Origin of the sequence: Rhizorhabdus phycosphaerae (genome assembly GCF_011044255.1) — a bacterium.
Lineage (GTDB): Bacteria > Pseudomonadota > Alphaproteobacteria > Sphingomonadales > Sphingomonadaceae > Rhizorhabdus > Rhizorhabdus phycosphaerae.
In genome coordinates, this window is sequence record NZ_CP049107.1 from 1,425,108 (window position 1) to 1,450,475 (window position 25,368).

Annotated in this window: 22 protein-coding genes; 11 read left to right on the forward strand and 11 right to left on the reverse strand. The window is 65.0% G+C overall.

Annotated elements, in window-relative coordinates:
* Positions 1-110: 110 nt before the first annotated feature.
* Genes G6P88_RS06495 through G6P88_RS06515 form a run of 5 tightly spaced genes read left to right on the forward strand, consistent with a single transcriptional unit; the run spans position 111 to position 5,058 of the window.
* Complete coding sequence (locus G6P88_RS06495) at positions 111-851, forward strand: SDR family NAD(P)-dependent oxidoreductase (protein WP_165322422.1); 741 nt, start codon at positions 111-113, stop codon at positions 849-851.
* 41 nt (positions 852-892) lie between these two features.
* Positions 893-1,474, forward strand: coding sequence for a nuclear transport factor 2 family protein (locus tag G6P88_RS06500; RefSeq protein WP_165322423.1), 582 nt, complete (start codon positions 893-895; stop codon positions 1,472-1,474).
* Positions 1,471-2,232 (forward strand): SDR family NAD(P)-dependent oxidoreductase, encoded by a 762-nt coding sequence (locus tag G6P88_RS06505; RefSeq protein ID WP_165322424.1) that lies wholly within the window; start codon positions 1,471-1,473, stop codon positions 2,230-2,232. Before G6P88_RS06500 ends, G6P88_RS06505 begins: the two co-directional genes overlap by 4 nt.
* Before the next feature lie 56 nt (positions 2,233-2,288).
* A complete protein-coding gene (locus tag G6P88_RS06510) occupies positions 2,289-4,688 on the forward strand; it encodes a TonB-dependent receptor (RefSeq protein WP_165322425.1) in 2,400 nt (799 codons plus the stop codon).
* Between the two features lie 13 nt (positions 4,689-4,701).
* On the forward strand, positions 4,702-5,058 hold the full coding sequence (locus tag G6P88_RS06515) for a RidA family protein (protein WP_165322426.1): 357 nt from the start codon (positions 4,702-4,704) through the stop codon (positions 5,056-5,058).
* Between the two features lie 69 nt (positions 5,059-5,127).
* Here the strand turns inward: G6P88_RS06515 and G6P88_RS06520 are convergent, their stop codons facing one another.
* Complete coding sequence (locus tag G6P88_RS06520; protein WP_165324955.1) at positions 5,128-7,566, reverse strand: TonB-dependent receptor; 2,439 nt, start codon at positions 7,564-7,566, stop codon at positions 5,128-5,130.
* 352 nt (positions 7,567-7,918) lie between these two features.
* On the opposite strand from G6P88_RS06520, the gene G6P88_RS06525 reads away from it, so the two are divergent.
* Positions 7,919-8,446: a nuclear transport factor 2 family protein gene (locus tag G6P88_RS06525; protein WP_226946751.1), complete on the forward strand. Its 528-nt coding sequence runs from the start codon at positions 7,919-7,921 to the stop codon at positions 8,444-8,446.
* On the opposite strand, the gene G6P88_RS06530 is transcribed toward G6P88_RS06525, so the two are convergent.
* The 3 genes from G6P88_RS06530 to G6P88_RS06540 form a co-directional block, all read right to left on the reverse strand.
* On the reverse strand, positions 8,431-10,812 hold the full coding sequence (locus G6P88_RS06530) for a membrane-bound PQQ-dependent dehydrogenase, glucose/quinate/shikimate family (RefSeq protein WP_165322427.1): 2,382 nt from the start codon (positions 10,810-10,812) through the stop codon (positions 8,431-8,433). The two genes, G6P88_RS06525 and G6P88_RS06530, sit on opposite strands and share 16 nt — an antisense overlap.
* Positions 10,813-10,854: 42 nt before the next feature.
* Positions 10,855-12,078, reverse strand: coding sequence for an aminotransferase-like domain-containing protein (locus G6P88_RS06535; RefSeq protein WP_165322428.1), 1,224 nt, complete (start codon positions 12,076-12,078; stop codon positions 10,855-10,857).
* A 121-nt stretch (positions 12,079-12,199) separates the two neighbouring features.
* A complete protein-coding gene (locus G6P88_RS06540) occupies positions 12,200-13,456 on the reverse strand; it encodes a cytochrome P450 (RefSeq protein ID WP_165322429.1) in 1,257 nt (418 codons plus the stop codon).
* A gap of 66 nt (positions 13,457-13,522) precedes the next feature.
* Between G6P88_RS06540 and G6P88_RS06545 the strand changes: the two genes are divergently transcribed.
* A complete protein-coding gene (locus G6P88_RS06545) occupies positions 13,523-14,110 on the forward strand; it encodes a TetR/AcrR family transcriptional regulator (RefSeq protein WP_165322430.1) in 588 nt (195 codons plus the stop codon).
* Positions 14,111-14,116: 6 nt separating this feature from the next.
* Here G6P88_RS06545 and G6P88_RS06550 read toward each other — a convergent pair whose 3' ends face one another.
* Both G6P88_RS06550 and G6P88_RS06555 read right to left on the reverse strand, forming a co-directional pair.
* Entirely contained in the window at positions 14,117-15,139 is a 1,023-nt protein-coding gene (locus tag G6P88_RS06550) for a LysR family transcriptional regulator (protein ID WP_206335885.1), read from the reverse strand.
* Between the two features lie 4 nt (positions 15,140-15,143).
* On the reverse strand, positions 15,144-15,449 hold the full coding sequence (locus tag G6P88_RS06555; protein ID WP_165322432.1) for a hypothetical protein: 306 nt from the start codon (positions 15,447-15,449) through the stop codon (positions 15,144-15,146).
* A 277-nt stretch (positions 15,450-15,726) separates the two neighbouring features.
* Between G6P88_RS06555 and G6P88_RS06560 the strand changes: the two genes are divergently transcribed.
* On the forward strand, positions 15,727-16,308 hold the full coding sequence (locus G6P88_RS06560) for a nitroreductase family protein (protein ID WP_165322433.1): 582 nt from the start codon (positions 15,727-15,729) through the stop codon (positions 16,306-16,308).
* A gap of 23 nt (positions 16,309-16,331) precedes the next feature.
* On the opposite strand, the gene G6P88_RS06565 is transcribed toward G6P88_RS06560, so the two are convergent.
* Positions 16,332-17,108 carry a FadR/GntR family transcriptional regulator gene (locus tag G6P88_RS06565; RefSeq protein ID WP_165322434.1) on the reverse strand — a complete coding sequence of 259 codons (777 nt, stop codon included), beginning with the start codon at positions 17,106-17,108 and terminating at the stop codon, positions 16,332-16,334.
* Positions 17,109-17,244: 136 nt separating this feature from the next.
* On the opposite strand from G6P88_RS06565, the gene G6P88_RS06570 reads away from it, so the two are divergent.
* Positions 17,245-18,162 (forward strand): dihydrodipicolinate synthase family protein, encoded by a 918-nt coding sequence (locus G6P88_RS06570; RefSeq protein WP_165322435.1) that lies wholly within the window; start codon positions 17,245-17,247, stop codon positions 18,160-18,162.
* A gap of 57 nt (positions 18,163-18,219) precedes the next feature.
* Here the strand turns inward: G6P88_RS06570 and G6P88_RS06575 are convergent, their stop codons facing one another.
* From G6P88_RS06575 to ribB, 3 genes are all read right to left on the reverse strand, one after another.
* Positions 18,220-19,089 (reverse strand): hypothetical protein, encoded by an 870-nt coding sequence (locus tag G6P88_RS06575; RefSeq protein WP_165322436.1) that lies wholly within the window; start codon positions 19,087-19,089, stop codon positions 18,220-18,222.
* A 23-nt stretch (positions 19,090-19,112) separates the two neighbouring features.
* Positions 19,113-20,849, reverse strand: coding sequence for an N-acyl-D-amino-acid deacylase family protein (locus tag G6P88_RS06580; RefSeq protein WP_165322437.1), 1,737 nt, complete (start codon positions 20,847-20,849; stop codon positions 19,113-19,115).
* Positions 20,850-20,937: 88 nt separating this feature from the next.
* Complete coding sequence (ribB, locus tag G6P88_RS06585) at positions 20,938-22,086, reverse strand: 3,4-dihydroxy-2-butanone-4-phosphate synthase (protein ID WP_165322438.1); 1,149 nt, start codon at positions 22,084-22,086, stop codon at positions 20,938-20,940.
* Positions 22,087-22,409: 323 nt separating this feature from the next.
* Here ribB and G6P88_RS06590 point away from each other — a divergent pair, with 323 nt between their 5' ends.
* Together G6P88_RS06590 and G6P88_RS06595 are read left to right on the forward strand one after the other, a co-directional pair.
* Positions 22,410-23,540, forward strand: a complete 1,131-nt coding sequence (locus G6P88_RS06590) for an LLM class flavin-dependent oxidoreductase (RefSeq protein ID WP_165322439.1) — start codon at positions 22,410-22,412, stop codon at positions 23,538-23,540.
* Positions 23,537-24,301: an SDR family NAD(P)-dependent oxidoreductase gene (locus tag G6P88_RS06595; RefSeq protein WP_165322440.1), complete on the forward strand. Its 765-nt coding sequence runs from the start codon at positions 23,537-23,539 to the stop codon at positions 24,299-24,301. The genes G6P88_RS06590 and G6P88_RS06595 overlap by 4 nt, the downstream gene beginning before the upstream one ends.
* Positions 24,302-24,364: 63 nt before the next feature.
* Here the strand turns inward: G6P88_RS06595 and G6P88_RS06600 are convergent, their stop codons facing one another.
* Positions 24,365-25,366: a Rieske 2Fe-2S domain-containing protein gene (locus tag G6P88_RS06600; protein WP_165322441.1), complete on the reverse strand. Its 1,002-nt coding sequence runs from the start codon at positions 25,364-25,366 to the stop codon at positions 24,365-24,367.
* Positions 25,367-25,368: the final 2 nt, after the last annotated feature.

The following is a 25,368-nucleotide window of genomic DNA, read 5'->3' on the forward strand; positions in this document are numbered from 1 at the left end:
GATAGCCAATTTAACCAATAAAGAGTCGTCATGGCGTGGAGGGGAACAAGCATCGCGGGACGAATCGTCCCAGCGCGCGATGCGGCCTGCCCCTCCGACAGGGAGGGGATATGCAGTTGGACGGTAAGGTTGCGCTGGTCACGGGCGCTGGTGCAGGCATCGGGCAGGCGACTGCCCGGCTCTTCGCCGAGCGCGGCGCCAAGGTCATCGCTACCGACATTGACGAAGCCGGTCTCGCCGAAACGGCCGAGGGCCGCACCAACATCGTGACCCAGCGCTCCGACGCCACCAGCCTTGCCGATGCTACCGCAGCGGTAGCGCTCGCCGTCGAACGCTTCGGCGGTCTGAACCTGCTCATCAACATCGTCGGAGGAAGCCGCCCCGGCAAGACCGTCGTCGAGTTTGACGAGGACGAGTGGGACTTCTGGGTCCGCCTCAATCTCACCTCCACCTTCCTGATGTGCAAGGCGGCGATCCCGCGCATCGCGCAGGACGGCGGCGGCTCGATCGTCAACATCGCCTCCGGCGCGGGCGTTTCCGGCATGGGCCGCAACCCCGCTTATGTCGCGGCCAAGGGCGGGGTCATCTCGCTGACCAAATCGCTCGCGATCGATCATGCCGCGCAGGGCATCCGCGCCAATGTGATCGCTCCAGGGCCCATTCTTACGCCGCTGATGAAGCGGAACCGCTCCGAACAGGAGATCGCCTTCATGTCGAAACTGTCGCTGGTCGGCCGGCTCGGCAAGCCCGAGGAGATTGCGGGAACCGCTGCCTTCCTGTGCAGCGAGGACGGCGCCTTCATCAATGGCGAACTGATCAACGTCGCGGGCGGAAGCGGCGGGCCGATCTGATCGCCGCCGCCCGCTGCCCCGACCCACGAGGAGAATGACGCATGCTGTATGACGCTTATGCCTGCTGGCGCGAACTGGCCCCCGCCATCGAGCGCGAACGCACCACCCTGGAGGACAAGGTCCAGTATCTGACCGACAAGATGCGGATCCAGGAGATGATCAACGAATATGCCTTCGCCTGCGACAGCCGCGGCTGGGATGTGCTCGAGCGCCTCTATGACGAGAATATCGAGCGCGTCATGAAGGGTACGCTCGACGAGACGGTGAAGGGTCGCGACAACCTCATCGGTCTTCATGCCAAGCCTGCCCTGCCCCGCCGCGAAGGCGTCGTCGCCCCGCCGCGCGACCTGACGAAGATCGTCGGGCTCGAAATCCGCCATCTGATCGGCACTCAGGTCGTGCGCGTGTCGGACGACAACCAGTCCGCATGGGCGCTGTGCCATTATCAGATGGCTCTCGTCGGACAGGAAAATGACGAGTGGCAGCATGGGCTGCACGAGGGCACCTATCTGTTCAGCTTCAGCAAGGCGACCGGCGACTGGCGCTTCGTGAAGCATCAGATCTGGACGAACAACGCCGCCAACCCGATGTTCTCCGACCCGCGCGCAAGGAAGGGCGCGTGAGCCGCTTCGCGGGCAAGGTCGCGCTGGTCACGGGCGCTGGTCGCGGCATCGGCGCAGCGACCGCCGAGCAACTGGCCCGCGGTGGCGCCGAACTCGCGCTCAACGATGTCGACGAGGCCCGGCTGAACGAAACGGCCGAACAGCTGCGCGGCCATGGCGTCAAGGTGACGACGCATGTCGGCAGCGTCATGGATCCGGCGTTCATCGAGGCGTTCGTCGGCGCGGCCAATGCCGCCCATGGCAAGGTGGATCTGCTCGCGAACAATGCCGGCGGCGGGCCGCCGATGACGCCCTGGGCAGAGTTCGCGAAATCCGACTTCGCCCATTTCCGCGCGATCTTCGAGATGAACTTCTTCACCCAGGCGATGCTGTTCCATGCGCTGCTGCCGGGGATGGTCACGCGCGGCTATGGCAAGGTCGTGTGCGTAAGCTCGATCTCCGCCGTGCTCGGCCAGGAATCGGGCAGCGCCTATGCCTCGGGCAAGCTGGCGCTGCACGCTCTGGTGAGCTCGGTGTCAAAGGAGGTCGCCCGCTTCGGGGTTAATGTGAACGCCGTGGTGCTGGGCAACCCGCCCCACCCCAGCCGCACGCCCGAACGCCAGGCCTTTCTCGACAAGATGTCGCATTTCGACCGGGTTGGCCGGCTGGAGGAGTTCGGCAAGGCGATCGCCTTCCTGCTCTCGGACGACGCATCCTATATTTCCGGCGCCGCCGTGCCGATCGACGGAGGGCTGATCGCACCGCGCCTGAACGAGTGACGGGGGTCTGCGCACCCCGACAAAGATAAAATGACGCGCACGAAAAGGAGAGGGAAATGAACAGGCAGCACATGCTGATGTGCGGCATCGCCGCTTTGCACCTTGTGCCGGGCAGCGCCGCGCTCGCCCAGCAATCCGGGCCGTCCTCGACGACGCCCGCCGTGAATGAAAGCCAGATTGCCGACATCGTCGTCACGGCACGCCGCCGCGAGGAAGCGCTGCAGGACATTCCGATCGCGGTGCAGGCCTTCACCGGAGAAATCCTCGAAAAGCAGCGCATCCAGAACGCGACCGACCTGTCGAAGATCGTCCCCGCCCTCACCTCCGCGCAGAGCAGCCGCGACGAGGAGAATTATGTGATCCGCGGCCAGTCCGGATCGGGTGCCTCGATCTCGGGCCAGCAGGTCACGGTCCCCGCCTATTTCGCACAGGTCCCGCTGCCGATCGGCGACGGCGGCGGCCCCGGCTATTATTACGACCTGCAGAATGTCCAGGTTCTGAAAGGCCCGCAGGGCACTTTGTTCGGGCGCAACTCGACCGGTGGCGCCGTGCTGTTCGAGCCGCGCCAGCCGGGAACCGAACTGGGCGGCTATGTGATGGCCGAATATGGCAATTACGAAAACCGCGGCATCGAAGGCGCGCTCAACCTGCCGATCAGCGATACGCTGCGCGTCCGCGTCGCAGGCAAGGGCCTCAAGCGCGACGGCTTCACCCGCAACGCGACGACGGGCAAGCGCCAGGATGACCGCGATTTCGTCAGCGGCCGCATCTCGATCGGCTGGGATCCGACCGACCGCCTCTCGAACATCCTCGTGGCGGACATCTTCCGGTCGACCACCAATGGCAGCTCGAACATCCTGGCGGCGGTGAACCCCGCCGCGCTGATCCCGACGCTCTTCCAAGGCGCGGTTTCACAGGCGCTCGCCCGCCAGAATGCCGCCGGCCCGCACACGACCTTCAGCAATGTCGACGGCATCGACAAGAAGCGCTCCATGGGCGTGTCGAACATCACCAGCTATGACATCGCCGATGGCCTGATCCTCAAGAACATCTTCGGCTATCGCCGCTTCAAGCAGGTCAACCGCTTCGACTTCGACGGATCGCCGCTGACGATCCTGCATTTCGACACCTGTTCGACACCCGCCACCTGCAACGCGCGCGATCCCGGTTCGCCATGGGGCCTCAACATCCGGCAGATCAGCGAGGAACTGCAGCTGCAGGGTCAGGCGTTCGACGACCGGCTCAAATATATCGTGGGTTTGTTCGGCGCCGATCTCGACACCCCCAATGCAAACTATCAGCACCAGACCTCCGTGTTCGGATCTTCAACCGACACGAACCAGTATATCGACGACACCTCGCGCGCGATCTTCGCCAATCTCAGCTATGGTTTCGGTGGCTCGCTCGAAGGGCTGACCCTCAACGCCGGCTATCGCTGGACGCACGATCGGCGGGCGCTGACGCTCTATCAGGTCACCAACGGACGCTGCGTCACCGGGGCAACCGGAACGACGGTCGCCAATCCGGCGCAGGCCGACCCCTGCCGGGCCGACTTCGTCGCCAAGGCGAACAGTGATGCCTATACGGTCGGCTTCGACTATAAGCTCTCGCCGGGCACGATGGTCTATATTTCCCATCGCCAGAGTTACCGGGCTGGCGGCACCAACCCGCTCGCGGCGCCGGCACTGCTCGCGACTCCCCCGATCCCCGATGCGATCTCGCTCTTCCGCTATCAGCCGGAGACGTTGCGCGATGTCGAGCTGGGTTTGAAATCGGATTTCCGGCTGGGTGAGTGGAGCCTGCGCACCAACATCGCTGCCTATTATCAATGGCTGAAGGATGCGCAGATCAACCAGACCTTCGGCGTCGGCACCGCCAATGTCAGCGCGCTGGTCAACGCCGCCTCGGCCAAGATCAAGGGCGCGGAAATCGACGTGACCGTGGCGCCGACGCGCGACTTCAGCGTGCTGATGTCCTACGCCTACACCTCGGCCAAATATGGCGCCTTCCTCGACTATTCGCGGCGCGACCCGGCAACCAACGCGCCGACCCGCCAGTCGGGGCGCATCTTTCCGTTCACGCCCCGCCACAAGCTGAACGTGAACGCGCAATGGACGCTGCCGGTCGATGAATCGCTCGGCAAGATCTCGGGCTCGATGAACTGGGCCTATAAGAGCTCGATCATCCTCGGCCTCGTTCCATTCATCACCCTGCCCAACGGCACCAATGTCTTCGACGGAGAAAGCCGCGAGCGGGCGACGCAGACGATCGACCTGAACGTCGACTGGCGGGAGATTTTCGGCAGCAGCTTCGATCTGGGCCTGTACGTCACCAATTTGACGAACACGACCTTCAAGATCGGCGGCGCGTCGCTGATCAATTCCAGTCTTGGCGTCAACCAGCGCATGTACAACGAACCGCGGATGTACGGGGCTACGCTCCGTTATTCCTTCTGAGGAGCACGCCCCGATGGCCGACATAAATCGCATAGCCGCCAACCCGCGCATGAGCGGCGCCGTGGTTCATAACCATGTGGTCTATCTGTCGGGTCAGGTCGCGATCGACCATCGGGGCGGGCCTGTTCCCGATCAGGTCGAGGAGGTGCTCTCGCGAATAGACGGCCTGTTGCAGGAGGCGGGCAGCGACCGCAGTCGCCTGCTCACGGCGTCGATCTTCCTGTCGGACCTAGCGATCCTGCCGGACCTCAATGCCGTGTGGGATCGCTGGATCGTGCCGGGGTGCGCGCCCACGCGCACGACGATGGAAGTGAAGCTGGCCTCGCCGCTCTACGCGCTGGAGATCGCGGTCACCGCCGCGACCGACTGACGACAGCCAGACAAAAGAAAAGCTCCCGGCCGCGCTGGCGACCGGGAGCTTTTTTGTCCGTAATCGAGATCAGAAGCGCTTGGTCAGCTGGATCTGAACCGTGCGCGGCAGGTTGGCGAAGCCCAGCTGGTCGGCCGGGATACCCGCCGCCGTGCCGGTACCACCACCGGTCGACGGACCGTCGACCACGCCGTTGACATAGAGACGGTTGGTCAGGTTCTTGCCGATGAGGGCGACCTGCCAGTTGTCGTCCCAGGCGCTGACGCGGATACCCGCATCGAGCGTGGCGTACTTGCTCTGGCGCGACAGCGGGTTGTTGAAGCCCGAAGCGAGGTAGCTGCCGCTGTAGCGGATGTCGACGTTGGTGCCGAGCTTGAGCGTGCTGCTCAGATCGGTGTCATAGGCGACGCCGAAATTGCCGGTCCAGCGCGGTGCGACCGAGAGCGGAGCACCATTCAGGTTCTGACGGGAGTCGATCGCGCTGATCGCCGTGCAGCCCTGCGCCGGGGTCTGGCCCGCATAGCAGGGAGCCAGCGGGAACTTCGTGTAGGTCGCCTTGGTGTAGTTCAGCGAGCCATGCACGTTCAGACCGGCAACCGCGCGGGGGGCATATTCGAACTCGGCTTCGATACCGCGAGTCTTCGCATCGGCGGTCAGCGTCTGGAACGCAAAGATCGGCGAGTTGAAGAAGTCCACCTGCAGATCGAGATACTTATAGGTGAACGCGGTCAGGTTCAGGCGCAGCTGGTTGTCGGCAAGCGTCGACTTGATGCCTGCCTCGAAGCCCCGTGCCCGCTCCGGATCGAAGGTCAGATCGGCCAGCGGATTTGTCGAGAATTTCGAGTTGATGCCGCCATTCGAGAAGCCACCCGACTTGTAGGCAGTCTTGAAGGCGCCGTAGACGAGCAGCTCGCGCGACGGCTTCCAGGTCAGCGTGACTTCGGGCGACCAGTTGTTGAAGGTCTGGTTCGCAGTCACTTCGCCCAGGCCATCGGGATCGTTCTGATCGCGGAAGATCGCGGTCACGCCCGGGTTGTTGTAGGGCTGGGTGAAGAAGCTGTCCTTGGTTTCGTGCGTGTAGCGAACGCCACCGGCCAGTTCGACGGTCGGGACGATCTTCCAGGTAACCTGACCGAACAGCGCGGTCGTCTCACCCTTGGTGAAGCTGGTCTTGCTCGTCGCCACGAACTGGTTTTCGGGCGAAGCTGCGCTGTTGCGCAGGCCGGCAAAGGCCACCCACTGACCGAAATTGCGGCGCGTCTTCTGATAGAGCGCACCGACCATGAGGTTGATGGGCGCATCGAAGCTGGTGAGCGCGCGGACTTCCTGCGAGAAGGACCGCCAGGTCGAATTCTCGGTCGCCCAGGTTGCGTTGTTGCTCGACTGGAAGTCGCAGGCGCAGGTCCAGCGGTTGTTGTTGCGGTTGAAGTTGGTGACCGAGCTGATCGTGATATTGTCGAGCTCGTAATTCACATTGCCGTTGATCGCATAGCTCTCGTACCGGTTGTAGAGCTGGCCGTCCTTCTTCGCATAGGGGAAGTTGGCGGCGATATCGGTCGGCATGTTGTTCTGGTGCGTCACGAACTTGTCGTTGTCGCAGGCATAGCCGCTGAGCTGGCTGATGCCCGAACCGAGGCCGCAGCGGAATGCGACATAGTTCCACGAGCTGTTGTTGACGCTGTTGCGGTCGTAGCTGGCCTTGAGCGTCATCGTAAGGCGGTCGGTCGGCTCATATTTCAGCGTGACGCGGCCCAGGATTTCGTCCTCGCCCGGCGCGCGGCTTGCCGCCGGCGTCGCGAGGTGACCGATCGGGTTGCCGTTGCCGCCCGTCAACAGGTTCTGGATGTCGAGCGTGGTGTAGGTCCGATTGACCGAGACGTTGCGATAATAGCCGCCATCCATGGTCGATGCGCGGACCGCGACGCGCAGGCCGAGCGTATCGGTCAGCGGGCCCGAGCCGATGAACTCGCCCTGATATTGGCGCGAACGGAACTCGTAACCGGCGCGCGCAATGAACTCGCGCTCCGATCCCGGATCGTTGGTCGCAAGGCTGATCACGCCAGCGGTGGCGTTCTTGCCGAAGAACAGCGCCTGCGGCCCCTTGAGCACTTCGATCCGCTGGAGATCGAAGAAGCCCTCCTGAATGATGCGGCCCTGGCCGTAATAGGCGCCGTCGACGACGACGGCGACCGACTGTTCGATACCGATCGAGGTCGAGGACGAACCGATGCCGCGCAGCGTGAGCTGCGCGCCCGAGCCGTTCGACGCGCGACCGACGTTCAGGTTCGGCGTCGCGGCTGCGATCTTTTCGATGCTGGTGATGTCGCGCTTGAGCACGAGGTCGCCGCTGATCGCGGTGACGGCGACAGGAACGCTCTGAACGCTCTCCTGCCGCTTACGGGCGGTAACGACGATGTCCTCGAGGCCGCCTACGGCCTCCGCAGCAGCCGGCTGGGCCGGTGCTTCCTGCGCCAGCGCAGGGGCGGCCATGGTAAAGGCCAGCGCCATCGTGGACGCGCCAAGCAGAGTTGTTCGGAAAATCACCGCATCGTCTCCCCTATTTATATTTCGACTTTTGACTGGCGAAGATCATAGGCTGCGGAGCCAATGGCACTGCCTCACAAAAAAACTAGCTGCCGCCTGCGGGAGATGGATGTGGCATTTCTGCATCACCTATCATCTTGGATAGGCCAGTTCGTCCAGACTTCGTCTTGGTAGGAAGGGAAGAAATATTGACCCTTACCCGGAGCATCGGGCCGATCCGTCCCCGAACGGAAACCCTATCTTTATTGATAGGGCAATTTCTTCACGAGCTCGGAAAGAGTCGCGCCACCAGAGAAGCATCAAGAGAGGATCGTCCGTGTCAGAGCTCAGCGCCGAAAGGCTTCAGAAGGAGATAGTCGACCTGATGGCGCGCCGCGACATCAGCGACGCGGTCCAGCGCTACATGCGCGGGCTCGACCGGCTCGACCGCGACATGCAGCGGAGTGCCTTTCACGACGATGCGGAGATCGACTGCGGCCTGATGGCGGGCAAGGTCGATGCCTTCGTCGACTTCTGCCAGGAGTTTTTGGGCTCGATGGACGCCAGCCACCATCTGCTCGGACAGGTCCGCATCGAACTCGACGGCGATAGCGCCCGCGGCGAATGCTATTTCCAGGCGTGGCACGGAACCCGCGGCAGCGACGGCGAGCCGCGCGACCTCGTGATCGCGGGCCGCTATATCGACGACTATCGCTGCATCGACGGCGACTGGCGGATTTCGCGCCGCGTATTGCTGACCGACTGGGTGACCGACCTCCCCGCCGATCACAGCTTCTTCGAGAACAGCCCCGGCGCGCTGCGCGGCGGCCGGCGCGGCGAGGACTATAGTCAGCGTCCGCGCTGACGTTCACCCGCGCGGCTGTCCGGTCGCCCTGGCAGCGCAAAGGCCACCAGATAATCACCGCGCTTCGTGCGCAGCGATCCATGGCCTCCCGCAACGATTGCGATCATCTGGCGACCGTCGCGCGCAGCATAGCTGATCGGATTTGCCTGCCCGCCAGCCGGAAGGTCATGTTGCCACAACAGGCGCCCGGTGCGGGTTTCGAAGCCCCGAATGCGCGCGTCCGTGGTGGCGGCGATGAACGTCATCCCTCCGCCCGTGGTGACCGCGCCGCCGAGGTTGAAGATCCCCACCGGAAGCGCGAGGCCGAAGGGCGCGTTGCCGCTGCTGTCGCCGAACGGCCGCTGCCAGAGCAAGCGCCGGGCCCGCAGGTCCACTCCGGCGATCCGGCCCCAGGGCGGGGCGAGGCAGGGAAAGCCGATCGGCGACAGGAAGGGCCGAAGCCGCAGACCGAAGGGCGTTCCGGCCATCGGCATCGGCGGCATCGGTCCGCTCTGCTTCGCGCGACCGGCATCCGGATCATAAGGCGCGGCTCCCTCCGCATCGGCCTGCGCCCGATCCACCAGTTGCCCGACGAAGGGCATGTTCGAACTGTTCACGATCATGGTCCGGCGCGCAGGATCGATCGCCACCCCGCCCCAGTTGATCGCGCCGAAGGTCCCCGGCGAGAATAGGAAGGGCTCGCGCGATGGTGGAGTGTAGTCGCCCTCGTAGCGCAACCGCCTGAAGGCAAGCCTGCACAGCAGCATGTCGACGGGGGTCGCGCCCCACATGGCGCGTTCGGTGATCCGCGGCGGCGCGAAGGACGGCATGCCCGACGAATAGGGCTGCGTCGGCGACGTCTTCTCGCCAGCAATTGAGGACGGCGGAACGGGCCTCTCTTCCACTGGTGCGAGCGGCCGGCCATCGCGCCGGTCGAGCAGGAAAATCTGCCCGGTTTTGCCAGCGACCACCAGCGCGGGGGTGGGCTTCCGTCCCTGCGAGGGCAGGTCGACCAGCGCTGGCTGGGCCGGCATGTCATAGTCCCACAGGTCGTGGTGGACGGCCTGGAAGGACCAGCGCACTGCACCGGTTGCCGCGTCGAGTGCGACGAGGGAGGTGCCGTAGCGCTCGGCCGCCTCGGTGCGGAGCGCGCCGTAGAAGTCCGGCGAGCTGTTGCCGGTCGGCACATAGACGAGACCCAGCGCTGGATCGGCGGTGAACAGCGCCCAGGCATTGGGGTTGCCGGCCGAGAAGAGGCCATCCCTGTCGCCGGGACCGGCCCTACCCGTCGCGCCGGCATCCCAGACCCAGCGCAATGCACCGGTGCGAACGTCATAGGCCCGCACGACGCTGCGCGCCGGATCGAGCCGCTGATTGTCGATGACATAGCCGCCGACCACGGCCAGATCGCCGATGATCGCAGGCGGCGAGGTCCCGTAATAATAGCCATCGAAGCGCGTCGAGACGCCCTTCAGCAGATCGACGCTGCCATCGCTGCCGAAGCTGCGACAGGTCCGCCCGGTCGCGGCGTCGACCGCAATCAGCCGGGCATCCAGCGTTGCCTCCAGGATCCGCGACGCGCATTCTCCCGCGTCGGCACTCGCATGGTGCGAAACGCCGCGACAGACGATCGAGAAGGCCTTGCTGGCGTTCACCTTCGGATCGTGACGCCAGATTTGTCGCCCGGTTGAACCATCGACGGCGAAGATGCGGTTACGCGGGTCGCAGAGATAGAGGGTGCCGTCGATGGCGAGCGGCGTGGCGGTGAAGCGGCTGTTGTTGCCGAGGTCGTCGATACCGCCCGTCCGGAAGGTCCAGGCGCGCGTGAGGCTGCCCGCATTGGCGGGGGTGATCTGAGCGAGCGGGCTGTGGCGGTCGCCCTTCCACCCCCCGCCATAATTGGGCCAGTCGCCCTTTCCGACCGGAGCAAAAGCAGCTGCGGGTCGTGCCGATGAGGGCGCAGGCTCGCGGATCAACGCCCATCCGCCGCTCAGCAATGCCATCGCCCCGACCGCGATCCAGAGTGGCGCCCAGCGGCTCCTCGGTTCCCAGGTCATCGGCTTGAGCCAGAACGCAACCCCGCTGAGAGGCACGAGCAGCACGAGCGGCGCGGCGGTGCGCGCGATCAGGCCCCAAGGCTGGGCTCCGACCTCCCATAGGGCCCAGGCGATCGTGCCGAGGCAGAGCAGGACGTAAAGCCAGTAGCCGCGCCGGTCGCGTCGCGCGATCAGCATGGCCGAAAAGAGCAGGACGATGCCCGCCATGGCATAATAAGGCGAGCCGCCCAGCCAGAGCAGTTGCACACCGAACCAGCAAAGTGCCGCCCCGACCAGCCCGAACAGCGCGGCGTGCAGGGTGATGATCGACAGACGCAACGCGGCGGGCATCGGTCTTCCTTTCGGCACTAGCGCCCATCCGGGCTCACGAGATCAGATCGTCATCGGCACCATCTCGCGCGCCAGCAGGCCCAACCGCCGGATACCTTCCGATGCGGCTTCCGACGGGATCATCGAGAAGCTGAGGCGGAACCGGTTGGTTTGGGGCTGCACATTCTCCGCCCGGGCCGGATAGAAGGCAGCGCCGGAGATGATCGACACCGAATGCTCCATCAGCGCCCGTTCCGCGAAGCGGGTCGCATCGACGCCGTCGGGCAGGGTTCCCCAGACATAGAGGCCGCCTTCGGGGCGGGTCCACGACACGCCCTGGGGCATGTGGCGATCGAGCGCTGCCACCATCGAGTCCAGCCGCTCGCGATACACGGTGCAGGCGGTCCCGATCGCGCCGTCGAGCGACGTTCGGATCACCTCGAGCAACAGCATCTGGTTGAGCGCGCTGGTCGCAAGATCGCTCGCCTGCTTGATCAGCACGAGCTTGCGGATCGCCTCGCGCGGTCCCGAGATCCAGCCGATCCGCAGCGACGGGGCGATCGTCTTGGAAAAGGTGCCCGTGTGCAGCACCGGGACCTTCTCGATATCGCCATAGCGGCGCAGGGCGAGCGTCAGAAGCGAAGGGATCGCCTCGCCCTCGTAGCGCAGCTGCTCGTAGCAGCCGTCCTCGACGATGATCATGCCGGTAGCGTCGGCCAGATCGAGCAGCTTTTCCCGATCCGCCAGCGACATAGTGGTCCCGGTCGGATTGCGGAAATCGGGCCCGACATAACAGAATTTGGCACCCGACAAGGTCGCCGCATTCCAGTCCGCTGCGTCCTCCGGCAGTCCGAGATAACGCGGTTCATAGGCGTCGAAGGCGCGCAGGGCGCCGATGAAGCTCGGAATTTCGACCATGGCCTTGTCGCCTGGCGACAGCAGCAGCTTGGCGATGAAGTCGAGCCCCTGCTGCGAGCCATTGGTGATCACGACATTGTCGATCCCGCACGCTGCGGCTCCCTCGCTCGACTGGTCCGCGATCCACTGGCGCAGCGGCGCATAACCCTCGCTCGGCGCATATTGCAGCGCAGTGCGCGCAAGAGCGCGATCCGACCAGATACGGTCCGACGCCTCCCGCAGGGCCGCATAGGGAAAGATCTCGGGATCAGGCAGCCCACCGCCAAGATGGATGATCTGCCGCGCATCCAGAAGCTTCATCCGCTCCCGAATGTCCGACGCGACGACCCCCGCCATGCGGGTGGCATATAGCGAATCCCAGTCCGGCATCGGACGGCCCCTCTCCTGCTTTTTTCTGTTCCCCGATGGTGTCGTCAGGGGACACGAGCATGTCCAGTCGGGAAGCCGTCCCGATCCTTGCTATCGCGAGATCGCTGCGCCGGAGCCGGGTTCAGGCATCGATCTTCACCGGCATGCGCTTGATCCCGCCGACGAAGTTCGACCTGAGGCGGCTGACCGGACCCGCGAGATTGAGGTGCGGGAAGCGAGCAAGGATTTCGGTCAGGACCGCGCGCAGCTCGATCCGGGCAAGGTCGTTGCCCAGACAGCTGTGCCGCCCGAAGCCGAAGGTGAGATGGCGGTTCGGCTTGCGCGTGAAATCGAGATCGAAGGGGCGCTCGAACACGCTCTCGTCGCGGTTCGCCGAGGGGTAGAACATCACGACCTTCTCGCCCTCGCGCACGGTCTGGCCGGCGATGTCGATGTCGCGCGTCGCGGTACGCGCCATGTAGACGATCGGGGTGACCCAGCGCAGCAGTTCCTCGACCGCCGGGACCATCAGCGACGGATCGGTGGTCAACTGATGCCGCGCCTCCGGATGCTCGATCAGCGCCAGCATCGCACCGCTCGTCGCGTTGCGCGTGGTCTCGTTGCCGGCGATCGCCAGCAGGAAGCAGAAACCCAAAATCTCCATGTCGTTCAGCGGCGTTCCGTCGATCCGCGCCTCGACCAGCAGGCTGACCAGATCCTCGCGCGGTGCCACGCGGCGCTGCGCGATGAAGCGGGCGAAATAGCCGAACATGCCCTGCTGCGCCGCGACAATCGCCTCGCGGGGGAGGTCGACGTCGCCATATTCCGGATCCTCACTGCCGATGACGGCGTTGCTCCACTCGTACATCTGGTCGCGGTCGTCGGTGGGAACGCCCAGCAGCTCGAGGATGACGTCGAGCGGCAGGCGCATCGCGATGGCGTCGACGAAATCGATCACCTGCTCGCCCTTGGTCGCCGCCGTGACGCGCGCGGCCGCGACGTCGTTGGCGATCTGGCTGCACCGCTCGATGATGTGCGCTTCGAGCGCGCGCATCACGCTCGGCTTGAACCGTTCACGCAGGATCATGCGATATTTATGATGCTCGGGCGGGTCCATGGTGAGCATCAGCGGAACGCGCGGGCCGCCGCCCTCGACCTCCTGGTCCTTGCGCAGGATCGTTACGCCCGGGCTGCTGATGAAATTGTCGCTGTCCTTCCCGATCGCGGTGATGTCGTCATAGCGCGCGAGCGCCCAGAAGGGCTGGCGGATGCCGTCTTCATGCCAGGCGATCGGCCGGTCGCGCCGCATCTCTGTCCAGATATCATGGGGATAGCCGTGGCTCGCGAAGCGATCGGGATCGAACAGGGCCGGGTCGGCCAGCGGACGGGAGTCGGTCATCGGAGCATCCTCTTAGTGAACGATGGCTAACTAGCGTTTTCGAACCGGCTCCGCTAGGGGGTCTCTATGACCGACGAAAATGTGCCGCCGAACTCTGCCGCACGGCGTACGCGGATGACCCGGGAGGCGCGCCGGGCACTGATCCTGTCGGCGGCATCCGAGATGTTCCAGAAACATGGCTATGCCGCCGCGAGCATCGACGCGATCGCGCTTGCCTCGGGTATCAGCGGCCCCGCCATCTACCGCTACTTCAGCCGCAAGACCGAAATCCTGGTCGCGCTGCTGGAATCCGCCGCAAGCGACGCCATCGGGGCGATCGAAACAGCCGCGGGCGATGGCGCGATGACGATCGACCTGATCGCCGACGTGCTTGTCGATCGTGCGTTGCGCGAGGGTGCGGTTATCGGCCTGCTCCAGGCCAGCATCATCGACATGGACGAAGCAGACCGCTCGCAGCTCGATCAGGTCCGCCGTTCGCTGGTTGGAAGGCTGGCAGCGCTCCTTGCCGGCGTGCGCAGCTCGATCCCGGCCGACCAGGCGCGGACGCACATCGAGGCGGCGCTGGCCATCGTCGGCCAGTTCGCCCGGCGCAGTCCCGATGCGGCCGAGGTCGACCGCATGAGACCGATATTGCGCGCCGTGCTTGCGGCCTGATCCGGATCAGGCCTCGGTCGGCTCCGCCAGCCGTTCGCGGACCAGCTCGACGAAATTGCCCACCAGCGCTGAGCCATTGGCCGAAGACCACAGCATCGACAGCGGCAGCGGCAGATCCAGGTCGACGATGTCGCGCAGTACGATGCCCGGCGGCGTCCGGTCCGGACGCGCGGCCGTAACCACGCCCAGCCCGATCCGCGCCGCCGCCAACTCATAGGCGATATCGACCGCCATGACCTCGACCGCGATATTGGGCGAAACGCCCTGCGCATCGAAGGCGGCGATCATCCGGTCGAACAGGCGCGGCGAGACGTGCCTTGCAGGCCACAGGAGCGGCTCGCCGGCAATGTCCCTCAGCCGCACATGCGGCAATGCCGCGAGCGGGTGATCGTCGGGGAGCGCCAGCACGAACTTGTCCTCGCCCATCGCCAGCGAATGGAACTGGTCGCGGTCGCTGCTCTCGTCGATGACGAAGGCGACATCGATCTCCCCCGCGCCGAGCCGCGACCGCTGGGCATCGGAGGGCAGCGGAAAGGCGCGCAGGTCGACATCGGGATAGCGCTTGCGGAAGTCGCGCAGCACCAGCGGCAATATCGGCCGACGCAGCATCGCTTCGGAGAAAGAGACCCGGATCGTGCCCCGGTCGCCCAGCGCCACGCTCTTCACATGGCGACCCGCTTCCTCGATCGACATCAATATGCGCCGAACATCCTTGGCAAGCTCGCGCCCCGCCTGGGTGATCGCCACGCCCCGCGCCTGCCGCTCGAACAGCGCGACACCACCCAGCTCACGCTCCAGATCGGCAATCCGTCGCGACAGCGCCGACTGCGCGATGTTCAGCCGCTCGGCGGCGCGGTGCAGATTCTGCTCCTCGGCCACCGCCAGGAAGAACGGAAAATGCTTAGCGATGCGCAGGGTCCGCAGCGTCGCGACGCCGCTGGCCATCGCCGGCTGGAGCGACGCAGTGGTCGAGGGCGCGGACGGAGCGCGCGTTACGGGAGCCGTATCGGCTTCATGATCCTTGTACATCGGATCAAGCCAGCGTGACACGGACGACGGCGCGCGTGCGGGCGATCTCGCTCGACCGCACGAGAACTTCCACATCGGCGCGGTTGCTACCGCCCAGGTGGCGACCCACGACCGAGGCGGCCAGGGGCTCGCCCATGGCCTCCGCCTGTTCTTCCTGTAGCGAAACGAGCAGGGCCGACGCCGTTCCCGACCACGAGCGAACCATGTCGCAGATGCGATCGGCGAGCGGTCCCGCCACTCCATCCCGCTCCACGAGCGGCACCGGCTGTCCAAGACGGACATCGGCGAAACGCAGAATCGATCCCTCCATCAATCCCCTCCTTGCCTGCCCCGTCTGCGGCTGCACCTCGCAGTTGCGGAGCTCATGCCGGGCGGGGACCTTCCAGAGCCACCCCCGGCCAAAACGCTGATCGCAGCGACAATATCGTTATCTTATATAAGATAGACACAGGCTGTTCCGCGAGTCAACATCGGCGGATCGGAGCCCCTCACAGCGAGGCGCCGCGCAGGCGGACAGCATGAAATCGGGGGTTCTTTACTTATAAAGATAGATAGTACAGAGCATCGCGTGAGAGGAGACTTCATCCATGGCCACCGCCGTCGCTACCGCTATCGACGCCAGCGAACTGCTCGCAACCCGCCGCTCCCCGCTACCCGACGCGCTTGTCTCGCCGGGCCCCGACGCGGTCGAAAGCGCAAGGCTGTTCGAAATCGCGCTGCGCGTTCCCGACCATGGCCGGCTTGCACCATGGCGCCTGATACGCATCGCCGGCGAGAGCAAGGCCCGCTGGGTGGAGCGTCTGATGGCGATCGTCGAAAATCGCGACGATGCCGCAAAGACGCGGGTGAGCACGCGCAAGCTCGCATCGGCGCCGCTGGCGGTCGTCGTGGTCTCGAAAGCGGTCTCCGGACACAAGGTGCCGGAGTGGGAGCAGTGGCTGTCGGCGGGCGCGGTCTGCATGAACCTCGTCAACGGCGCGCATGCGCTTGGCTATGGTGCGCAGTGGCTGACCGGCTGGCATGCCTATGATCACGACGCCACCGCGCTGCTCGGCCTTGCCGACGGCGAGAAGGTTGCTGGAGTCATCCTGATCGGCACCGTCGCCGAACCCGCCGCCCCGCGTCCGCGCGTGTCGGTGGACGACGCGGTGACCGATCTGGCCCTCTGACGATGGCCCCGAGGGGCCGTCGATCAGGGCCGCAGCGAATCCGCGATCACCGTCATGTCGGTATCGAAGCCGTGCCGGCGCTCGCCGCCGCCGGTATAATGCTCGCGGATGGCACGTTCGGCGGTCAGCGGATCGCCCTCGGCAATGGCGCGGTAGATGCGCTCATGCTCCTGCGCGAGCGAGAGGCGCACCGAACGATCGGAGAAGGTGCCGTGGACCGACTTGTTGAGCGCGAGTTCGTCGACCTGCGCCGACCACAGCTTCTCCAGCGCGCCCACGACGAGGCTCATCGTCTCATTGCCGCAGCCCGACACCAGTTCGGTATGAAAGGCGCGTGCGAGACCGATGAACGTGCTGGGATCGTCCACCGCCGCGAGGCTCGCGTCGATATTGGCGCGGAGCCGGGGCAGGACCGTCGTCGCGCGATCGGTGCGGCGCGCAGCCTGGGCCGCACAGGCGGGTTCGAGAAGACGCATCGCATCGACCAGATCGATCAGCGACACCTTGCGTGCCTGCAGGACGAGCCCCAGCATATAGGCGGCGGTCGAGGGCTTCGGCACATGGATCACCGCTCCGCCGACATTGCCGCGAATGACGGTGATCAGACCTTCGGTCTCAAGGATGCGAAACGCCTCGCGGATGCAGGGCGGGCTGACGCCGAACTCGGTCAGCAACTCGTCCTGCTTGGGCAGAAGATCGCCGTCGCCGAGCGCCCCGGACAATATGCGCGCGCGAAGCGAGGATGCGACGATCTCCGCGAGACGCGGCTGCCGCAGCCGCTTCTTGCCCGGTACGGTCATATTCAGGTTCGGTGCCTCCAACTGGTCCGCGCGTCGGGCGCGGAGGGCTCTCCCTCTGCTTATCAGCAATAGGTTTCGTTCCAATCTTTGCAACAACAACCGGTACAGCCGTCACAAATAACAGGAGGAGAGGAGCATGGGCATCGATCTGGCCCGCTATCAGACCTTTACGATCAGCATCACCCCGTTCACGGCGGACGGTGCCATCGATGAACCTGCCTTTCGCCGCCATTTGCGCAAGCTCAGCGATGCCGGCGTCGGGGTCTATGTCGGCGGCGGCGGCAGCGGCGAGGGCTATACCCTGTCCGACGATGAGACCGAACGGCTCCTGGGTATTGCGAGCGACGAACTCAAGGGACGGTCGCCGATCCGCGCGATGGGCGTCGAGCCGCGCACCGCGCGGCAGATGATCGCCTTTCTCGACAAGGCCAAGCGCGCCGGCGTCGACGCCGCCCAGGTCTATTCGCTCGACGTCGGCCACGGCCATGTGCCGACCCCCGCCGAGCTAGACCGTTATTTCGACGAGGTGCTGTCGAACAGCGACATCCCTTCGGTGCTCTCGACCCATCAGTCGGTCGGCTATGTAATCCCCGCTCCGGTGATCATCGCCCTGTTCGAGCGCCATAAGCAGCTCATCGGCCTCAACATCAGCCACCAGGACCCAAATTATCTGCGCACGCTGGCCGATGCGCTGGGCGACCGGATCGACATCTGCGTCGGTGGCCCCCACAACGCCCCCCTCGCCTTCGCCTTCGGCGCGCATGGCTTCCTGACCTCGGAAGGCAATCTCGCGCCGCGCCTGTGCGCCAGCGTGATCGCGGCCGCGCGCAGCGGAGACAATGTCGCCTTCCTCGACCGCTGGGGCAAGCTGATGCGGCTGTTCCTCGCGCTCTACGGCAATGGCGGCATTCGCGTCACCAAGGCGGTGCTCGAGCATTTCGGCATGGCCGGAGGATATCCGCGTCCGCCGCGCCTGCCTTCGGAGCCCGAAGCGCTGCAACGCGCCCTAGCCGTGGTCGAGGAGATTGGCCTGGCGGAAATCGAGGGCTGGTAAGAAAAAGGGCCCCTCGCCGAAGCGGGGGGCCCTCATTGTTGAACCGGAAGCCGTCGATTATTCGGCAGCAACCGCCTCGCGCTCGGGCGGGTCGGGATCGTAGCTGGTCGTGAACTCGTTGAAGAAGTCCGACTCCCGCGACGTGTCGATCGTCCGCGCCCCGCGCACCCCGAACTTGCGGCGCGCCTCCTCCAGCGGAAGATCGAGCCAGTCCTCGTAGCGCGGCAGAAACAGCGGGTCCGACCGTTCGCCGACCTTCAGCGCATAATGGGCCAGATCCCACATCTTCGGGAAGAGCGCAGGATAATGGAGCGGCCCGCGCATGAACATCGGAATGGTCAGCAACGTGTTCTGCACATTGAGCAGCCCCGCCAGCTCGGCGTTGAAATAGCGGAAGAGATTTCCGTATTTCAGGAAGGCGGGCATGATCTCACCGAGGCCATCGAACCCACCGCCGCTCAATATGTGCATGAAGTCGTGAATCTGGACGCCGCGCAGGAAGAAATATTCGAAGCTCGAGCGCGGCTCGAAGCTCGGAATGATGTCGACCTCCATCTGGGCGCCGACGAGCTGTTTGTACCAGATGCCGCCGATCGACCCTTCCGGGCAGGACTTCATGTCGTCGCGGCGGAGCCGTGACAGCCAGCGCTCGTCGAGCCATTTGTCGAACTCTGGCCAGTCCTTGCGCGCCTCGTTGAACAGCTCTTCGATACGCTCATGGTCCTGCACCTCGCGCACCGCCTCGATCAGCATCGGTATGCCGAAAGTGGGCGGATAATCGCGCCCGTTCTTGCGCAGGCTCTGGGTCACCACCCATTCGCGGATGCGATAGTCGCTAAGATATTTGGACGAACTGATCAGCGCGCTGCTGGTCGTTTCGACCTTCTGGCGACCGCGCTGCAGATAGGGAAGATCGTCTTCCGTCATCCTCTTCCTCCTCGTTGCGGCGCTCAGGCCGCGGCTTCCTCGACCTTGCGAAGCTGCGGGCCCACCATTTCGCCCGGCAGCGCGCCGGTAAAGGCGCCATTTTCGAACGTCGGCACGCCGTTCACCAATGTCAGGCGCATCGGCGCCGCGTCGCGGGTGAAGCGCCAGGTCATGCCGCCCTTGCCGTCGGGCACGTCGAAGACGCGCTTGAGCGGGCGGGCCTCGATCTCGTCGAGCTTGAACACCGTGATGTCGGCGCGATAGCCGGGCTTCAGCACGCCGCGATCGGCGAAGTTGAAATGGCCCGCCTGCTTGCCCGTCTGAACGTGGATGGCCTCTTCCAGCGTCAGTTCCTGCTGGCGCATGAACTGGGTCAGCAGCAGGATATTCTCGCCGCCGCCGCATAGCATCTGGCCGTGCGCGCCAGCGTCCGAGATGTTCGCGACGGTCTTGTCGTCCTTGAGCATCTGGAGCGTCTGCTCATGAGCCATCGGGTGCGGCATGCGATTGACGATCGAGTTGAGCCCGTTGGCGATGACCCAATCGGCAAGAGCATCCGACGGATGCACGCCGCGCTGTTCGGCGAGATCCTTGAGGCTCAGGCCCAGCGGGCCTGCGCCGGTCTCGGAATCGAGCAGCAGCATCATGTGCGGATTGGCGACGAGCGACTGTTTGAACGCCTTGTTGTCCCAGCTATCGCGCGCACGGGCGCGGAAGTCGGGGTCGTTGAGCAGCGCCAGCTTCGCCTCGACCGTCTCGGCCTGAACGACTTCGTGCCAGACATATTCGTTCGCCTGCGCGAAGGACGATGTGCTGAAGAAGTTGAGCGCCGTCGTCGGCGGCACGTGCGCGAAGCTCGGCCAGAAATCGAGACCCTCTTCCTTCTGCTTCGCCGAGATTTCCCACATGCGATCGCGGATCGAGTCCTGGAAACGCAGCAGGCCGCCGGCGCCCGCCATCTGCACGCGGACGCCACGGCCACGGCAGAGATTGCCGAGACGCTCCATCTGCTCGGGCGCCTTCAGGCGGAAGAAGGTGTCGAGGATGACCTGAAGCTGGGTTCCCGGGCGGCTGGCGAGGACGCCGATCAGGGCCGACCATTCGGCATCGTCGGCGACGAGGCTCGGCACCGCACGGTCCTGGCTGTCATGGTCCATCAGGTTGGACGACATGCCCAGCGCACCGGCGTCGATCGCGTCTTCCAGCAGCACGCACATCCTGCGGATTTCTTCCGGGGTCGCCGCGCGGGTCCATGCATCCATGCCCATGGCCGCAAGGCGGATCGCGATATGGCCGGCATAGCCCGCGATGTTCGCAGCCGTCGGGCAGTTCCTGGCGATCGATGCGCGATATTCGGACCATGTCCGCCAGTCCCAGGGCAGCAGGTCGAAAAAGGGCTGCTCGGGCACCTCCTCGAAGAAGGTGAAGATCTTCACCATTTCGCGCTGCACTTCGCGCTCCTCATGCACGGGAGCCGCGGTGAAGCCGCAGTTGCCGATGACCACCGTCGTCACGCCATAGCCCGGCAGTGGGTCGAGGCTGGGCTGCCACCACATCACGGCATCCATGTGCGTATGCGGCTCGATAAAGCCGGGCGACACGATGCACTCGCTCGCGTCGACGACCTTCTCGTCCGCCGCAGGCGTCAGATTCTGGCCGATTTCGCTGATGGTCTTGCCGCTGACGCGCACGTCCGCCTTGAACGCCGGTGCGCCGGTCCCGTCGACGACGGTGCCGCCCCGGATAAGAATGTTGGTCATGGCTCTCCTAACCTCCTGATAGCACCGAATAGTTCATAAACTGTATAAGATTGCAAGCTTAACAGGGTTGCCGATCCGGCAGCCCGCGTCAGGCGTGGGACGGGTCACCCAGGGCACGGTGCTCCACGATCTCGATCCCGTAGCCGTCGAGCCCGACGAAGCTGGCATCGCTGTTGCTGAGCAAAATGATCCGATGAATGCCGAGGTCGGTCAGCACCTGCGCTCCGATCCCATATTCGCGCAGCGCCATGGTCCGGCCACTGCTCTCCTCGCGCCGCTCGCGGCGGGCGCGGATGATGCAGGCAACGAGGTCCGGGGCGGGAGAATTGAGGATGACGACGACACCGCTCCCCTCAGTCGCGATCGCCTCCATCGCCTCGCGCAACACGCCCGAACGATCGCCGTCCTCGGCGAACAGGTCGGACAGAGGAAAATGGACGTGCATGCGGACGAGCACGGGCGCGTCCGGATCGATCTTGCCTTTCACCAGCGCAACCACTTCGGCGCCGCCCACCTTGTTGCGATAGCTTTGTATCCGCCATTCGCCGCCCCACGCGCTGACGAAGCGCATCTCCTCGCGCAGTTCGACGAGGTGGTCGTGGCGGCGGCGATAGGCGATCAGGTCACGGATCGTCCCGATCTTCAGCCCATGCTCGCGCGCGAAGGGGATCAGGTCCGGCAGCCGCGCCATCGAGCCGTCGGGGTTCAATATCTCGCAGATAACGCCGGAGGGATTAAGCCCCGCGAGGCGGGCCACGTCGACCGCCGCCTCGGTATGCCCGGCGCGGACAAGCACCCCGCCCTCCCGCGCCACCAGCGGGAAGACATGGCCAGGCGTGACGATCTCGTCGCGCGACCGCGACGCATCGATCGCGACCGAGATGGTCCGCGCCCGGTCATAGGCGCTGATCCCCGTCGTCACGCCATCGCGGGCCTCGATCGACACGGTGAAGGCGGTCTCGTGGCGCGTGCCGTTCTGGCGCGACATAGGCTCCAGGCCCAGATCGTCCGCCCGCTGGCGAGTGAGGGCGAGGCAGATCAGACCGCGGCCATGCTTCGCCATGAAGTTGATCGCATCGGGCGACGCCATCTGCGCGGGAATGATGAGGTCGCCTTCATTTTCGCGGTCCTCGTCGTCGACGAGGATGAACATCCGCCCGTTGCGCGCGGCATCGATGATCTCTTCGGGCGAAGACACAAAGGCGTGCGGCAGCGGGTGCGGGGACGAAGACGCCATCGGAACGGTCCACTCCTGTGCGCGGCATCTTCTTGCGGGCCGACATGGCGCTCGCAGATGATTGTCCGGGAAGCCGGCACTCTTGCCGACGATTGCCTCGGTCTATCGGCGGGGCATGCCCACAGCCATTGCCGTTGGGCTATCGGCCTGTTCGCCGTGCAGCATCGGGAAAAAGCGCTGTGCGATGCCCTGTCGGCAGTCGTGGGCCGGGGAACGATGCCGGCCCGCTATGGGTACCGCCGCCAAACGGCATTTGAATCGAACGCTCCACGGCCCGAGTTTCGGACTCATTCGAGAACAAAGTGAAGCCGAGAGAGAGAGCGATGCGTTTTTCCCTGATATTCGAGGCCCAGATTGCCGACGCCTCGCCGCGTGGCGAACGGCAGGTGTTCGACGAACTGGTCGAGCAGGCGGTCCTGGCCGAACAGCTCGGCTTCGACGTCGTCTGGAGCGTGGAGCATACCTCGCTCACCCATTATGCGCATATGAGCGCGCCGGAGACCTTCCTGGCTTACATCGCCGGGCGCACGTCGCGCATCGGGATCGGCCATGGTGTCGTCTGCCTGATGCCGGCGATGAACCACCCGATCAAGGTAGCCGAACGGGTGGCGACTCTCGATCTTTTGTCCAAGGGCCGCGTCCATTTCGGCGTGGGCAAGGGCGGCAGCCAGCAGGAGGCCGGGGCTTATGGCTACGACCTGCGCGAACTGCAGCCGCTGATCGACGAGGCGATGTACCTGATCCCGAAGATGTTCGTGCAGGACGAGATCGAGCATAACGGCCCGCACATCACTATTCCGGCCCGCCCGATCCATCCCAAGCCCTATCAGGATCCGCATCCGCCGATGTACCTCGCCTGCACCAATCCCGACACGCTGGTGCGCGCCGGGCAGCGGGGCCTGGGCGCGCTGGTGCTCGGTTTCGGCGGTCCCGAAGAGGTCGCCAAGAAGAACAAGCTCTATCGTGATGCATGGGACAGCCGCGATCCTTCGGACCAGGTCGGATACCGTCCGATCAAGCATCTCGCGGCGCTATGCCCGACGATCGTGCTCGACGACGCCGCGCAGGCGCGCAAGATCGGCATTCGCGGCCAGCGCTATTTCTACGAGTCGCTGAACTACTGGTATGGCGGCGGCCCGCGTCCCGAGCCGGAAACCTGGGGTGACGAGCTGGTCGAGGAAGGCACCGACACCATCATCACCACCAAGCTCGCGTCCGAGACGATTTCGATGGACCTGCGTCCCGACGAAAACGGCCGACGCCCCAGCTCGGGCATACTCAGCGCGCGCAACGCCTATGGCTCGGTCGAGGACTGCATCGACTATGTCGAACAGCTCGCCGCCGCCGGCGCCGACGAGATATTGTTCATGACCAACATGGGCACCGTGCCGCAATGGGCGCAGCTCGAAACGCTGCGCAAGATCGGCACGCATGTGATACCGCACTTCAGGTGAGACAAGCGATCGATCCTGCCGGACGGACCGCGGTCGTGACCGGGGTCGCGTCCGGCATCGGTCGCGCCCTTGCACTGAAGGCCGCAAGCCTGGGCATGGTAGTCGCCGGCTGCGACCGTGACGCCGCCGGCCTCGCCTCGCTCCGTGTCACGCTTGATGCGACGAATACGCAGCACGAGCTCCGTATCGCCGACGTCGCCAGCCCCGACGATATGGCCAGTCTCGCGGCGGCGACGGCGGCCATGCCCCCGATTGCCTTGCTCTTCGCCAATGCGGGCCTGCTCCGCAAGGGGGCGGTCTTGGATCTGCCCCTCGACGACTGGCAGGCGCTGATCTCGGTCAATCTCTTCGGCGTGGTGAACACGCTTCAGGCCTTCGTACCCGCGATGATTGCCCATGGCCTGCCCTCGCAGGTCGTCGTGACCGGATCGACCGCATCGATGGTCACGGCCCCGGGGCTGGGCGCCTATTGCGCGACCAAACATGCGCTGTGGCCGATGGTCGAGGCCCTGCGCGAAGAACTCGAAGGCACGCAGGTCGGAGCGTCGCTGCTGATGCCCGGCGCCGTCGCGACCGGGATATTCGCCTCGACCGATCCGGGGCGGGCACGGCCTGCGGACTCGATCGAGCCCGAAGACCTCGCCGAGATCGCCTTTGCAGGCGCGCTGGCCGACGCCCCGAAAATCCTCACCCACCCGGCCTACGCCGCTCGCGCACGCGCGCGGTTCGAGGCTGTGCTGGACGAGATCTCTCCGCGCTGAACGACAACAGGGCCGCCGAGGTGATACCCGGCAGCCCTTCGACGCCTGCGGAAGATGCTCGCGTCACACCGCCGGGTGGAACTGCTTGTACCAGTCGCGATATTTCAGGATCGGGCCATCCGCCGAGGACAGCATAGGCTGCTCGACATAGGCCTTGTACGGCCAGATCTTCCCGTCGCTATACTGTTCCTTCAGGCCATGTTCGGCCGCCATCCTGGTGAACGCCACGATCTGTTCGGGCGCCAGCGCACAGTCATCGTCCTTCAGGAAGAACTGGTGGACGTAATAGTGGCTGAGATTTTCGTCCACCGGGGTCACCGAGACATAATAGACGGTGACGATCCCCGGCGCATGTGGCGTGCGGCTTTCGACGCGCGAGAGGCCGCCGCCGATCACTTCGGACTCAACCGTCGAACCGACCGACTTGTCGGCCGGGCCTTCATAGCCGGCGGGGAGGATGCGGACGGGGCTGTAGAAACGGAAGCCTTCGGTCTTGATCTCGCCGTCGGAGATCGCCTTGCCTGTGCCATGAACACCCGGAAAATGGGCGAAGTCCACGCCATTCTCGAACACGTCCTGCGGATGCGCTGAGCCGAAGTCGTCGTGAAGGCGGTGGAAGCCCGCGCCCGCGATCTTCCGGCTCTCGTCATATTGCGGCAGGTCGTACATGGGCGCCCGGCCGTCCAGATCGTGCCAGATGAAGATCATGCCGCCGCGTTCGGCGGTCGGCCATTTGCGCACCTGCGCCCGCGGCGGAACGGCTTTGGCGTGGGGCACATGGACGCACTTGCCCGACGTATCGTAGCGCCACTGGTGGAAAGGGCAGACGATCGTCTCGCCTTCGACCCAGCTGTCATAACCCAGATGCGCGCCGAGATGCGGGCAATGCGCGTCGGTGACCACGGTCTCGCCGCTCTCGGTGCGGAACAGGACGAGGTCCTTGCCGAAATAGCGGAGCGGCCGGACGTCCTTGGGCGACAGATCGTCGGTGAAGCCGACAGCGAACCATCCGGTCGGATAGGGGTGAAACGGGTAGCGTGTACCGAAGCGACTGGGTGCATTCATGA